Origin of the sequence: Bacteroides sp. 4_1_36 (assembly GCF_003466325.1) — a bacterium.
GTDB classification, from domain to species: Bacteria; Bacteroidota; Bacteroidia; order Bacteroidales; family Bacteroidaceae; genus Bacteroides; species Bacteroides uniformis.
In genome coordinates, this window is record NZ_QSOX01000003.1 from 154,193 (window position 1) to 166,608 (window position 12,416).

General features: G+C 48.8%; 13 protein-coding genes. All 13 read right to left on the bottom strand.

Going from position 1 to position 12,416, the window contains the following annotated elements:
* Position 1 precedes the first annotated feature (1 nt).
* Entirely contained in the window at positions 2–1,042 is a 1,041-nt protein-coding gene (gene lpxD, locus DXD65_RS04925; protein ID WP_005823705.1) for a UDP-3-O-(3-hydroxymyristoyl)glucosamine N-acyltransferase, read from the bottom strand.
* An 84-nt stretch (positions 1,043–1,126) separates the two neighbouring features.
* Complete coding sequence (locus DXD65_RS04930) at positions 1,127–2,353, bottom strand: HD domain-containing protein (RefSeq protein WP_005835351.1); 1,227 nt, start codon at positions 2,351–2,353, stop codon at positions 1,127–1,129.
* A gap of 6 nt (positions 2,354–2,359) precedes the next feature.
* Complete coding sequence (pyrF, locus tag DXD65_RS04935) at positions 2,360–3,190, bottom strand: orotidine-5'-phosphate decarboxylase (RefSeq protein WP_005823701.1); 831 nt, start codon at positions 3,188–3,190, stop codon at positions 2,360–2,362.
* A 34-nt stretch (positions 3,191–3,224) separates the two neighbouring features.
* Positions 3,225–4,337 (bottom strand): peptide chain release factor 1, encoded by a 1,113-nt coding sequence (gene prfA / locus DXD65_RS04940; protein ID WP_005823698.1) that lies wholly within the window; start codon positions 4,335–4,337, stop codon positions 3,225–3,227.
* 4 nt (positions 4,338–4,341) lie between these two features.
* Positions 4,342–5,511: an AIR synthase-related protein gene (locus DXD65_RS04945; protein ID WP_005835357.1), complete on the bottom strand. Its 1,170-nt coding sequence runs from the start codon at positions 5,509–5,511 to the stop codon at positions 4,342–4,344.
* 112 nt (positions 5,512–5,623) lie between these two features.
* A complete protein-coding gene (locus DXD65_RS04950) occupies positions 5,624–6,205 on the bottom strand; it encodes a LemA family protein (protein ID WP_005835359.1) in 582 nt (193 codons plus the stop codon).
* Between the two features lie 171 nt (positions 6,206–6,376).
* Positions 6,377–7,285 carry a TPM domain-containing protein gene (locus tag DXD65_RS04955; RefSeq protein WP_005823693.1) on the bottom strand — a complete coding sequence of 303 codons (909 nt, stop codon included), beginning with the start codon at positions 7,283–7,285 and terminating at the stop codon, positions 6,377–6,379.
* A 40-nt stretch (positions 7,286–7,325) separates the two neighbouring features.
* Positions 7,326–8,321: an alpha/beta hydrolase gene (locus tag DXD65_RS04960; RefSeq protein ID WP_005823691.1), complete on the bottom strand. Its 996-nt coding sequence runs from the start codon at positions 8,319–8,321 to the stop codon at positions 7,326–7,328.
* Positions 8,321–9,067, bottom strand: coding sequence for a shikimate dehydrogenase family protein (locus tag DXD65_RS04965; RefSeq protein ID WP_005823689.1), 747 nt, complete (start codon positions 9,065–9,067; stop codon positions 8,321–8,323). Before DXD65_RS04965 ends, DXD65_RS04960 begins: the two co-directional genes overlap by 1 nt.
* Positions 9,068–9,115: 48 nt before the next feature.
* On the bottom strand, positions 9,116–9,670 hold the full coding sequence (locus DXD65_RS04970; RefSeq protein ID WP_016272588.1) for a hypothetical protein: 555 nt from the start codon (positions 9,668–9,670) through the stop codon (positions 9,116–9,118).
* 31 nt (positions 9,671–9,701) lie between these two features.
* Complete coding sequence (gene ubiE / locus DXD65_RS04975; protein ID WP_005823685.1) at positions 9,702–10,439, bottom strand: bifunctional demethylmenaquinone methyltransferase/2-methoxy-6-polyprenyl-1,4-benzoquinol methylase UbiE; 738 nt, start codon at positions 10,437–10,439, stop codon at positions 9,702–9,704.
* Positions 10,440–11,381, bottom strand: a complete 942-nt coding sequence (locus DXD65_RS04980) for a phosphoribosylaminoimidazolesuccinocarboxamide synthase (protein ID WP_005823683.1) — start codon at positions 11,379–11,381, stop codon at positions 10,440–10,442.
* A 27-nt stretch (positions 11,382–11,408) separates the two neighbouring features.
* Complete coding sequence (locus DXD65_RS04985; RefSeq protein ID WP_005823681.1) at positions 11,409–12,410, bottom strand: PhoH family protein; 1,002 nt, start codon at positions 12,408–12,410, stop codon at positions 11,409–11,411.
* Positions 12,411–12,416 lie beyond the last annotated feature (6 nt).

Consider the following 12,416-nt stretch of genomic DNA (forward strand, 5'->3'; position numbering starts at 1 on the left):
GTTACTTATTTAATAGTTGTTTAAGTTCATTCAATTCTTTGCGGAGCTGGCGCAGTTCCACTTGCATTTCCGGCAAACTTCTTTGTGCGATGGATGCCTTGAAATATTGTTTCAGCTCCATAGGAGGGGTACCGATAAGTTGGCTACCGTCCTTTATGCTACTGGGAACACCAGACTGTGCGCCAAGGTTCACTTTGTTGCCAATATGAATATGACCTGCAATGCCTACCTGCCCGCCGAACATGCACCATTCTCCTATCTTGGTAGAACCTGCTACACCTACTTGCGCCGCCATTACGGTGTGGGAGCCTATTTCATCATTGTGTGCCACCTGAATCAAATTATCCAGTTTCACACCGCTATGTACGATGGTGGCTCCCATAGTAGCACGGTCCACACACGTGTTGGCACCAATTTCCACATGGTCTTCCAGGATAGTGATACCTATTTGCGGTATTTTTTCATAGCCCTCGGAAGTGGGGGCGAAGCCGAAACCGTCTGCACCGATAACGCAACCGGAGTGCAGGATGCAGTGGTTTCCTACCCGGCAATCGTGGTAGATGGTGGAGTTAGCGTAAATAATACAGTCATTGCCCACTTTGGCACCGCTGCCAATCGTGACGTGCGGATGAATGACCGTATTGTCTCCCACCTCTGCGTATTCGCCAATGCAGGCAAAAGGCGCAATGTAAACATCCTTGCCAATTTTAGCTGTCTCGGCAACAAAGGCCAGAGAGTCAATTCCCACCCGCTTTGGCTTGCTTTGCTCATAAAGATTTAGCAATTTAGCAAGACTTTCATACGCATTGTCCACTTTAATCAGGGTGGCTTTCACTTCTTGTTCCGGAACAAAGTCCTTGTTTACCAGAACAATGCTTGATTGGGTTTCGTATATGTAGGGGGTATATTTGGGGTTGGATAGAAAGGAGATGGCTCCCGGTATTCCCTCTTCGATTTTCGCAAAGGTGTGAACGGTAGCATTCTCGTCTCCAACAATTTCTCCTTGGATAAATGTTGCAATTTGTTTAGCAGAGAACTCCATGTCTTATTCTTGTTAGATGGTTTCAAAACGCAAATAACGGACTTTTTTTTTATATTTCCTTGTCCTGAGGTGAATATTTTATACTTATCTATGCAAACGTTGGTAGCATAAGTAGTACTTTTTTACTTTCTTGGACAGAAGAGAGATATTGAGCATATCCGATGCTTCGGCAATATTCTTGATGCTGCCGTCGTTGTAGAGGATGTCAATACTGTCATCTGCCTCGTCGTACATATTCTTCTCGATGCTGGGGGTAGAGATGAAATATCTCGCTTCGGAGAGAGGGATGTTCAGTTGTTCACTGATTTGCAAAGTTAGTTCTTTTTTCCGTTCCTCACTAATAGGTTCGGTAGAAATCTCGACTTTGAAGATGTTTCGGTTAATCATGCCGGCGCTCAGGGTGGACAAAACCTTGTCCGAATGGCGGCTCCATACCTTGAGGGCAGTCCAGATGTCATTATCGTCCAACTGAATGAAATTCTCCAAACATTCGGGATTGTTGTAGAATGCCTCCCGGCTGATGTCGTTGTATAGAAAGAATTTCAAGGCGGGTGAGGCAAAGAGGTCTATGCCGCGGCTTGCCAGTTCCTTGGCGCGGAGCAGGGTGCTAATCAGCATTTTCTCGTAGGCAACGGAGGTTTTGTGCAGATAGACTTGCCAGTACATCAGGCGGCGGGCGGTGAGGAAGTTCTCAATAGAATAGATGCCTTTGGACTCTACTACCAGGTGGTCATCCTTTACATCCAGCATCTTGATAATGCGGGCGGAGCCAATGTTGCCTTCGGTCACTCCGGTATAGAAGCTGTCGCGGCGCAGGTAGTCCAGGCGGTCCATATCCAGTTGCCCGCTTACCAGTTGGTGCAGGAAGCGCTTGGGGTATTCATCCTTGAAAATTTGAATGGCGAGTGTCAACTGTCCGTTCATTTCCTTGTTGATACGTTCCATCAGCATCAAGGAGATGTCTTCGTGGGAGACGCCCTGCACGATGGTATTTTCCAGTACGTGGGAGAAGGGGCCGTGGCCGATGTCGTGCATCAGGATAGCGGCTTCCACAGCTTCGGCTTCGCTGTCGAAGATAAAGTTTCCTTTGGTGGCAAGTTGCTGGATGGCCTCACTCATCAGGTAGAAGGCTCCCAAAGAGTGTTGGAACCGTGTATGCTGCGCACCGGGATATACGACAGAGGACAACCCCAGTTGCTTGATACGGTTTAGACGTTGCAAAAGAGGATGTCGTACAACATCGTACAACAACCCCTTTGGTATGTTGATGAACCCGAAGACAGGGTCGTTGATAATCTTTCTTTCGAACATTAAGCGTTAGTCGTTAATCACTTTTTTCAACTCTTCCGCCATCTGTGCCTGCACTTTTTGGGCTGCTTTTCGGCTGGCGGCGGCGAAGTTCTCTGTCTTGTCCACGTAGATGATGCCACGGCTGGAGTTGACAATCAGGCCGCAAGTCTTGTTCATGCCATACTTGCAGACTTCTTCCAGGGAGCCGCCTTGTGCGCCTACGCCGGGAACCAATAGGAAGTGTTCGGGAACAATCTTGCGGATATCTTCGAAGGCGCGGCCTTGTGTGGCGCCTACTACGTACATCATCTGTTCGTCACTGGCCCACTCCTGGGATTTGCGGAGCACTTTTTCGAAGAGGCGTTCGCCGTTGGTGTCTTCCGTCAGCTGGAAGTCGTGCGAGCCTTTGTTGCTGGTCAACGCAAGCAGGATTACCCATTTGCCTTCGTACGTAAGGAACGGGGTCACACTGTCTTCGCCCATGTAGGGAGCTACGGTTACGGAATCTATATCCAGCTCTTCGAAGAAGGTACGGGCATACATGGCAGAGGTGTTCCCGATGTCACCGCGTTTGGCGTCGGCGATGATGAATTGGTCGGGATAGTTCTGCTTGATGTAGTTTACGGTTTTCTCGAAAGCTATCCAGCCTTTCACGCCCATGCTCTCATAAAATGCCAGATTGGGCTTGTAGGCGATGCAGAGGTCGGCAGTAGCGTCGATGATGGCTTTGTTGAAAGCGAATATAGGGTCTTCCTCTTTCAGAAGATGTTCGGGTATTTTCTTGATGTCGGTGTCAAGACCTACGCAAAGGAATGACTTCTTGCGCTTGATGTTCTCGAATAATTGCTGTTTGTTCATATTATTTTTTAGTTACGGGTTACTTATCACTGCCTTACAGTTCGCTCTCTTTCAGTCTTTCTGCATTTTCCGCCACAATCAGGTGGTCGATGCAGTCTTGGATGTCTCCGTCCATGAAGGCGGCGAGATTGTAGATGGTGTAGTTGATGCGGTGGTCCGTGATGCGTCCTTGCGGATAGTTGTAGGTGCGTATCTTGGCGGAGCGGTCGCCAGTGCTGACCATCGTCTTACGCTTGGAGGCGATGTCGTCGATGTACTTCTGGTGTTCCTTGTCGTAGATGAAGGTACGCAAGCGCGAGAGGGCGCGTTCCTTGTTCTTGGGCTGGTCGCGCGTCTCGGTACATTCGATGAGGATTTCTTCGACTATGCCTGTGTTGGGATTCTTCCAGTTGTAGCGCAGGCGCACGCCGGATTCCACCTTGTTCACGTTCTGACCGCCGGCACCACCGCTTCGGAAGGTGTCCCACTTGATTTCACCTTCGTTGATAACTACGTCGAACTCTTCGGCTTCGGGAAGCACGGCTACGCTGGCAGCTGAGGTGTGTACCCGTCCTTGCGTTTCTGTGGCCGGTACGCGCTGCACGCGGTGCACGCCCGATTCATATTTCAGTGTGCCGTATACATTGTCGCCCGTCACGGAGCAGACAATTTCCTTGAAACCGCCGGCTGCACCTTCGTTGGCGCTGGATATCTCCATTCTCCATCCCTTGGATTCGCAGTACTTGGTGTACATGCGGAAGAGGTCGCCGGCAAAGATTGCCGCTTCGTCACCACCCGTGCCGCCACGAATTTCGAGGATGGCATTACGGCCATCCTGCGGGTCGGCGGGGACGAGCAGCAGCTTTATCTGCTCTTCCAGTTCCGGTTGGCGGGTTTGGCAGGCATCCAGCTCTTCGCGTGCCATTTCCCGCATTTCCTGGTCTGTTTCGTTGGCGATAATTTCTTTGGCTTCTTCTATGCCGCCCAGTACTTGCATGTACTCTTTGCGGGCATTCATCAGGTCGCCCAGTTCTTTATATTCTTTGGTGAGCTTGACGTAACGCTTCTGGTCCGCAATCACTGCCGGGTCTGTAATCAAGGTCGACACTTCTTCGAAGCGGGCGACAAGCCCTTCCAGCTTTTCGAGTATGGTATTGTTGTCTGCCATATATTTAATACTTGAACTCTCCGAATTCGCTCTTGATAATCAGTTCTTTCTTGTCGCTTTCTTCCACGCGGCCTACAATCTGTGCATCGATGTTGAAACTCTTCGAAATAGCAATCACCTCTTCTGCATGTTCGGGAGAGAGGTACACTTCCAGGCGATGCCCCATATTGAACACCTTGTACATTTCGCTCCAGTCCGTATCGCTCTGCTCCTTGATGGTCTTGAACAACGGTGGAACGGGGAAGAGATTGTCTTTGATGACACGGCAGTTGTCTCCCACAAAGTGCAGTACCTTGGTTTGTGCGCCGCCCGAGCAGTGTACCATACCGTGGATTTGGGGACGGAGCGCATCGAGCAGTTTCTTAACTACCGGTGCGTAGGTGCGGGTGGGGGAAAGTACCAGCTTTCCTGCATCCAGCGGACTGTCTTCGACACTGTCTGTCAGTTTTAGCTTGCCACTGTATACCAGTTCTTCGGGTACAGCCTTGTCATAGCTTTCAGGGTATTTCTCTGCCAGGTATTTGGAGAATACATCGTGGCGTGCGCTGGTCAGTCCGTTACTGCCCATACCGCCATTGTATTCTTTCTCATAAGTAGCCTTTCCGTAAGATGCCAGACCTACAATCACATCGCCCGGACGGATATTGGCATTGTCTATAACATCTGAGCGCTTCATGCGGCAGGTCACTGTCGAGTCTACGATAATGGTACGTACAAGGTCGCCCACATCGGCTGTTTCGCCACCGGTGGCATAAACGCCTACTCCCATTTCGCGGAGTTCGGCAAGCAGTTCATCCGTACCGTTGATGATGGCTGAGATTACTTCGCCGGGGATGAGCAGTTTATTACGTCCGATGGTAGAGGATACCAGAATGTTGTCTACCGCACCCACACAAAGCAGGTCGTCGATGTTCATAATCAGTGCATCTTGTGCAATGCCTTTCCACACACCCAGGTCGCCGGTTTCCTTCCAGTACATATAGGCAAGACTGGACTTGGTGCCTGCTCCATCGGCATGCATAATGTTGCAATACTCCGGGTCACCGCCCAAAATGTCGGGGATAATTTTGCAGAAAGCCTGCGGGAAAATACCTTTGTCGATATTCTTGATGGCGTTGTGCACATCTTCCTTTGATGCGCTGACGCCTCGCATCATGTATCGTTGATTACTCATGAGATAATAGGTTTGTTCAATTGAATGTGCAAAGATACATCTAATCTTCTACAACACAAAGCGAGGCACAAAGTTTCTCGCCTTTGTGCCTCGCTATAGAGTTGTGTATTTATCAGAATTGTACCTGGGGAGCTTGTTCCGCTCCTTCTGCCGCTTCGAAATAAGCTCGTTTCTCAAAACCGAAGAGACCGGCAAGGATATTCTTGGGGAAACGGCGAATGGCTGTATTGAAGTTCTTGGCTGCATTGTTGAAGTTGGTACGTGCTACGTTGATACGGTTTTCCGTACCTTCCAGCTGTGCCTGCAGTTCCAGGAAATTCTGATTTGCTTTCAAGTCCGGATAGTTTTCTGTGATGGCAAGCAATTTACCGAGGGCGGAAGTCACCGCACCTTGTGCTTTCTGATATTCAGCCAGCTTTTCCGGAGTAAGGTCTGCCGCATCCACTTTGATTTGAGTGGCTTTGCTGCGGGCTTCTACTACACCTTCCAGTGTTTCCTTCTCGTGCGTGGCATATCCTTTCACGGTATTCACCAAGTTCGGAATCAGGTCGGCACGGCGTTGGTATTGGGTTTCTACGTTCGACCATTGTCCGCTGACATTTTCGTCCATGGTTACGAGTCCGTTATAGCCGGTTACACCCCAAATGGCGAGAAGAGCTATAACAACGATAATGATAATGGTTGATTTCTTCATACTTTTCATTTTTAGGCCTCACCTCCGATTCCTCTCCGATAGAGAGAGGGGAGGAGGGGAAGGCAGTTATTAATCATTTAATTATATTCTATGTAAACGTTTTATTTTCTTCCAGTATCCTCGAAGGTGTGTCAAAACGGTTGATGGCACACAGATGACACATCCTCGGCGTTAGAACCGGGAACCGGCTCCACCGCCACCTCCCATACCGCCTCCGAAGCTACCACCGCTGAAGCCTCCTCCGCCACTTCCGCCGAAGAGACCTCCACCACCGAAGATGACCGGACCACCTCCGCCTCCTCCCCGGTAATTTTCATCGTATGACTGCTGGCGGCGCACTACTTTATGTCCGCAATTGCGGCAGGTGTAGGTCACATCTTCCGTTTTCACTCCATTGCGGCGTGAGATGAGTATGCTGCTGCTACGTTGCAATTTATGTTGTCCGCAGTTGGGGCATTTGTTGGCAGCGCGTTGGGCAAGGATGCCTATAATAGATGCCACTGCGAGGAAACCGATAAGCCCCAGTAGGATACCTCCTACGGAGAGGTCATCCTCCTCTTCCGTGTCATTCACCATAGTGCCGTCAAGACGTGAACAGACTGCCTTTACACCCGCTACCATTCCAGCATCCCAATTACCGTCTTTCAGATAGGGAATCATGTATTTGGTCTGTATACGTTTGCAGATGGCATCAGGAAGGTCCCCTTCTAAACCGTATCCCGTATAAAACTGGATGCAGCGTTGGTCGGTTACCAGCAGAATGACCAAACCGTTGTTTTTTTCTTTTTTCCCTACTCCCCATTCATTGAGCAGCTGGTGTGAGAAATCAAAACAGTCTTCTTGTCCGATGGACGGGACAACGGCAACTACCGTTTCAATGCCAGTTTGCTGCTCCAATGCATAGAGCATACGGTCTATATTGTCACATGCCTCCGTGGATAGGATTCCGGCTGGGTTGCACACATAGCGTGTCTTGTCCTGAAGGTGTACTTTAGGAATATTCTTAGTGGTGTAGACTTCTTGTGCCTGCAAGGATAAGAGCAGGCATAAGAAGAATGTTATGGAAATAAATCGTCTCATACTACCAATATTTGTTGCGGCGAAGATAGGTAAAATCACATCAATGTATGTATTTTCCTACGAATTTCTTTACATGTTCGGTGTATTCCTGCGGATAATCCTTGTAAGACATAGCATGCGTGGCACCGGGCACAATCCATAATTCTTTGGGTTCGGGCTTGGCTTCGTAGAGGGGATAGACCATCCACGTCGGCACAAAGGTGTCGGCATCGCCGTGGATGAAGAGCATCGGCAAAGTACATTTCTTTACTTGCTCCAAAGCAGAGGCTTCCAGGAAGTCCCATCCGTACTCTTGCCGGCAGAGCCAGTTTGCTGTATGCAGAAGAGGGAAGGCGGGCAGGTTGAACTGTGCTTTCAGTTCTCCGCGAAACTCGTCCCATACGCTTGTGTAGCCGCAGTCTTCTACGAAACACTTGATGAAAGGCTGTTGGTATTGACCATGCTCCACTTCGCCGGATACCATCATGGTGGTGGCGGCTCCCATGGAGATACCGTGCACTACCATCTCTGTGCTGCGGGATGCTACGCTGTCTGTATGGCGGCGCCCGAAGAGTTCGTCGGCGGTTTCGGTCCATTGCAGTACGTCAAGCCGGTCTTTCCAGCCCATCTGTGCATGGTTTCCCTCGCTCATCCCGTGCCCGTAGAGGTCGGGCAGCAAGATGTTGAAGTCCATCTCCTTGTTGTACAGATAGCCTATCATCAGCATGCGCACGGCATTATCTGTATATCCGTGTACGATGACTGCTGTTTTTGGGGTGGGGTGGGTGGCGGCAACGTAGAGTGCGTGTAGCGTCTCTCCATGGTCGTTCTCAATGTAGAAGTCCTTCAATGCTCCTACGGTCACCAAACTGTCTACCCACGGTTGCAGTTCGGGATATTGCTCGAACATGAAGTTGTAGGATTCGGCAATGTTGCGACTGCGTGTGATAAGGCCTTCGGGTTTCAGAGCATGCCCCAGCATATAGTACCCTCCGCACAGTACTACGGTGCAGAGGGCAGCCAGACCGAGAATCGAATATTTTATGGTTTTCTTCATTATTTATTCCAAATTTCCCATGCAGCAAAGGCTTGCAGCAGTAACATTTCCAGACCGTTCTTAGTGACGGCTCCTTGTGCCTGGCCTTTCTTCATGAAAAGGGTTTCGTTTGGATTATATAACAAATCATAGAGCAAATGGTTGGGAGTCAGTAGTTCGTAAGGAATATTGGGACAGAAATCCACTTTGGGATACATGCCTACTGGGGTACAGTTGACAATCACTGTGTACTCTTGCATGATTTCCGGTGTCAGTTCTTCGTATGTGAGGTATTTATCCTCTTTCTTGGCGCGTGATACGAAGGAACTTTTTATACCCAGGTTCTCCAGCCCGCGATATACGGCTTTCGATGCACCGCCGGTACCCAAAATCAGGGCTTTCTTGTGTTGTGGTTGCAAAAGTGGTTCTATGGATTGTGTAAATCCTATGATGTCGGAGTTGTAGCCAACCAGTTTCACTTTGCCTTTGGAAAGGCGGATAATCTTAATGACATTGACGGCGCCTATCTTGGCTGTGTCTTTGTCCAGTTCGTCCAGGTAGGGGATGACTTGCTCCTTGTAAGGGATAGTCACATTCAGTCCACAGAGGTTGGGATTTTCCTCGATAACTTCCATGAAATCCTCGATACGTGGAATTTCGAAATTTACATATTCTGCATCAATATTTTCTGCCTTGAATTTCTCATTGAAATATCCGATAGAAAAGGAATGTTTCAACGGGTAACCTATTAAACCGTATTTCTGCATAATATTTTAGTTATTGATTGAACTATATTCGTTTGTTTATGGAGTACATTATTGGTCGGAAGTAGTTGAGGAGGTGATTACCGGTTCTTTGATGATAACAAAACCTCCGAATTGCAATCCGTTGTCTTTTCCGTTCAAACAGAACTTTCTGTCGAATACGGGTTTATTTTTTGATTTCCAGATCAGTTTGCTAGAGAAGGTGATGACGTCTTGAGTACCATCGTTCCAGTCTATTATCACTTTTTCGTTATCGAATGTATCGTCGCCATTGAATTCTCCAAAAGTGAGAAAGTATTTGCCAGTTTCAAATTTCATTGTTTGCAGACCGTTGAAGTGTGCAAGGTAAGCTTTGGTTTGGCTTATTGGAACGTCCTTTTCATATATTTTTCCATTATAGATTGCCTTGATTCCTTGCTTGGCAATGTTGCCGGGAGTTTCAGGATTCAACAAATCATTACCTTGAGCATCTTGTACTGCGATATGCAGTTCGATAGGAGCAAAATCCCATATCATATCATCACTTCCCGAATCATCGCAAGCTGTGAAACCGGCAACGCAAAGGAGGGAAATAAATAATAAATAGAGGGTGTGTGTAGCTTTCATAAGGTCTCTTTTTTATATAAGTTTCTTCTTTTTATTTAGTTGCCACATAAAGTGTACATATCCCGAAAGTCAGCCGCTTGAAGTGCACTTCGCTGAAGCCTGCCTTGCGGATTACCTCCTGCATCACTTCTCCCTGCGGGAAGGCGCGAATACTTTCCGGTAGATAGGTGTAGGCGCTGTTGTCTTTCGAAATACATTTACCGAGCAGGGGGATGACAACTTTGGAGTAGATGGTGAACAACTGTTTCATCGGGAAGCGGTCTGGTGTGGAGAGCTCCAGTATGACGAGATGTCCGCCGGTCTTTAGTACGCGGCACATCTCGGACAGTCCCTTGTCCAGCCCTTCGAAGTTGCGGATGCCGAACGCTACGGTCACGGCGTCGAAGCTTTCGTCGGCAAACGAGAGGGAGGTGCAGTCCTCCCGGACAAATGAAATCTTGTTCGAGAGGTGCGCCTGCTTTACTTTTTCACGTCCCACGTTCATCATGCCTTCCGAGATGTCGGTGCCAATCAGGCTATCGGGTTGCAGTTCGCGGCATGCAAGGATGGCGAAATCGCCGGTGCCGGTAGCTACGTCCATAATACGCCGGGGGCGGAAAGGACGTAGGTACTTGATTGCTTTCCTACGCCAGCTGCGGTCGATGCCCATGGATAGGGTGTGATTCAGCTTGTCGTAGGCAGGAGCGATGTTGTCGAACATTTCTTCCACTTGTTCGCTCTTCTTGCCGTCATTACCGTAGGGCTTGATGTGTTCTTGGGGATAGTCCATTTACTTTAAATATTCGGTTACATTCTTTTCAATGCGTTCGGCAATGTTGCTGGTATCTTCCTTTACAAACTTCTCGCCGGTGATGTGTTCGTACAGTTCGATGTAACGTTCGCTGATTGAAGTAACGATTTCGTCGGTCATTTCCGGTACCTGCTGTCCTTCCTTGCCTTGGAAACCGTTGTCCATCAGCCATTCGCGTACAAACTCCTTGGAGAGTTGCTTTTGCGGTTCGCCGTTGGCAAAACGTTCTTCGTAGCCTTCGGAGTAGAAGTAGCGGCTGGAGTCGGGCGTATGGATTTCGTCCATCAGGTAAATCTTGCCGTCGTGCTTGCCGAATTCGTATTTGGTGTCTACCAGAATCAATCCGCGTTCCGCTGCAATCTCGGTACCGCGTTTGAAGAGGGCCATGGTGTATTGCTCCAATACGGCATATTCTTCGGGTGTGGCAAGACCTTGTGCCAGGATTTCTTCTTTGGAGATGTCGGCATCGTGTTCGCCAATCTCGGCTTTAGTGGTCGGGGTGATGATGGGTTCAGGGAATTTCTGGTTTTCCTTCATCCCTTCGGGCAACTTCACGCCGCAGATTTCACGTACACCGCTCTTGTAGGCACGCCATGCGCTGCCACAGAGGTAACCGCGTACAATCATTTCTACGGGGAATCCTTCACACATCACACCTACCGTCACCATCGGATCGGGTGTAGCCATTTTCCAGTTGGGGCAGATGTCGGTTGTGGCATCCAGGAATTTTGCTGCAATCTGGTTCAACATTTGTCCTTTGAAGGGAATACCTTTCGGCAATACTACGTCAAAGGCTGAGATGCGGTCGGTAGCTACCATGACCAACTTTTCACCATTGATGTTGTACACATCACGAACTTTTCCGTGGTACACGCTTTTCTGTCCGGGAAAGTTAAATTCAGTTGCTGTTAATGCTTTCATCTTTGTAATATTTACGATTTTGAGAATTTACTGTTTCTGTTCAATCTTACTATCGGCTTGTTCGGCTTTGCGTCGTTCACGCTCCGCTTTCGCTTCCTTGTCGAACTTCTCGTAGGCCTCCACAATCTGAGTTACCAACTTATGGCGTACGATGTCTTTCTTGTTCAGCTCCACGAAACTGATGCCTTTTACGCCTTTCAGAATCTTCAGTGCCTGCACCAGACCGGAAGTCTGGGAAGAAGGCAAGTCAATCTGCGTCATGTCTCCCGTGACAATCATCTTGGTGTTCATTCCCATGCGGGTGAGGAACATCTTGATTTGCTGGGTGGTCGTGTTCTGCGCTTCATCCAGAATGACGACGGCATCGTTCAGTGTGCGTCCGCGCATAAAGGCGAGGGGGGCAATCTGGATGATGTTCAGCTCCATATACTCTTTCAGCTTGGCGGCAGGTATCATGTCCTGCAGGGCGTCATAGAGTGGTTGCAGATACGGGTCTATCTTGTCCTTCATGTCGCCGGGCAGGAAACCGAGCTTTTCTCCGGCTTCTACGGCAGGGCGGCTGAGGATGATTTTCTTTATCTCCTTATTCTTTAGTGCCCGCACGGCAAGCGCGATGGCTGTATAGGTCTTTCCTGAACCGGCGGGACCGATGGCAAACAGCATGTCATTCTTGGCAAATGCCTCTACCAGCTTCAGCTGGTTCTCGCTGCGCGGGATAATCGGCTTTCCGGTTACGCTGAATACAATGACATTGCCCGATTTTTCCGCTTGCGGGGCATTGCCTTTGATGATGTCTATAATGACCTCTTCTTTCAAAGAGTTGTATTCGGCACAGTATTTCTCCAGCTTGGTAATGTTCTCCTCGAATGCACACATTTCCTCCTCATCACCCAATACTTTGATGACATTGCCGCGGGCAACGATGCGAAGCTTGGGATACAAGGCCTTTATCAGCTGCATGTTGGCGTTGTTTACGCCATAAAATATTACCGGGTCAATATCTTCAAGAACAATCAGTTTTTCTATCATTGATAT

What these genes read in the sequence shown, in the direction of transcription:
- DXD65_RS04955 (WP_005823693.1), bottom strand. Translation starts at nt 7,285, where the DNA reads ATGAGACGATTTATTTCCATAACATTCTTCTTATGCCTGCTCTTATCC.
- prfA (WP_005823698.1), bottom strand. Translation starts at nt 4,337, where the DNA reads ATGGCAGACAACAATACCATACTCGAAAAGCTGGAAGGGCTTGTCGCC.
- DXD65_RS04960 (WP_005823691.1), bottom strand. Translation starts at nt 8,321, where the DNA reads ATGAAGAAAACCATAAAATATTCGATTCTCGGTCTGGCTGCCCTCTGC.
- DXD65_RS04985 (WP_005823681.1), bottom strand. Translation starts at nt 12,410, where the DNA reads ATGATAGAAAAACTGATTGTTCTTGAAGATATTGACCCGGTAATATTT.
- ubiE (WP_005823685.1), bottom strand. Translation starts at nt 10,439, where the DNA reads ATGGACTATCCCCAAGAACACATCAAGCCCTACGGTAATGACGGCAAG.
- pyrF (WP_005823701.1), bottom strand. Translation starts at nt 3,190, where the DNA reads ATGAACAAACAGCAATTATTCGAGAACATCAAGCGCAAGAAGTCATTC.
- DXD65_RS04965 (WP_005823689.1), bottom strand. Translation starts at nt 9,067, where the DNA reads ATGCAGAAATACGGTTTAATAGGTTACCCGTTGAAACATTCCTTTTCT.
- DXD65_RS04930 (WP_005835351.1), bottom strand. Translation starts at nt 2,353, where the DNA reads ATGTTCGAAAGAAAGATTATCAACGACCCTGTCTTCGGGTTCATCAAC.
- DXD65_RS04950 (WP_005835359.1), bottom strand. Translation starts at nt 6,205, where the DNA reads ATGAAGAAATCAACCATTATCATTATCGTTGTTATAGCTCTTCTCGCC.
- DXD65_RS04970 (WP_016272588.1), bottom strand. Translation starts at nt 9,670, where the DNA reads ATGAAAGCTACACACACCCTCTATTTATTATTTATTTCCCTCCTTTGC.
- DXD65_RS04980 (WP_005823683.1), bottom strand. Translation starts at nt 11,381, where the DNA reads ATGAAAGCATTAACAGCAACTGAATTTAACTTTCCCGGACAGAAAAGC.
- DXD65_RS04945 (WP_005835357.1), bottom strand. Translation starts at nt 5,511, where the DNA reads ATGAGTAATCAACGATACATGATGCGAGGCGTCAGCGCATCAAAGGAA.
- lpxD (WP_005823705.1), bottom strand. Translation starts at nt 1,042, where the DNA reads ATGGAGTTCTCTGCTAAACAAATTGCAACATTTATCCAAGGAGAAATT.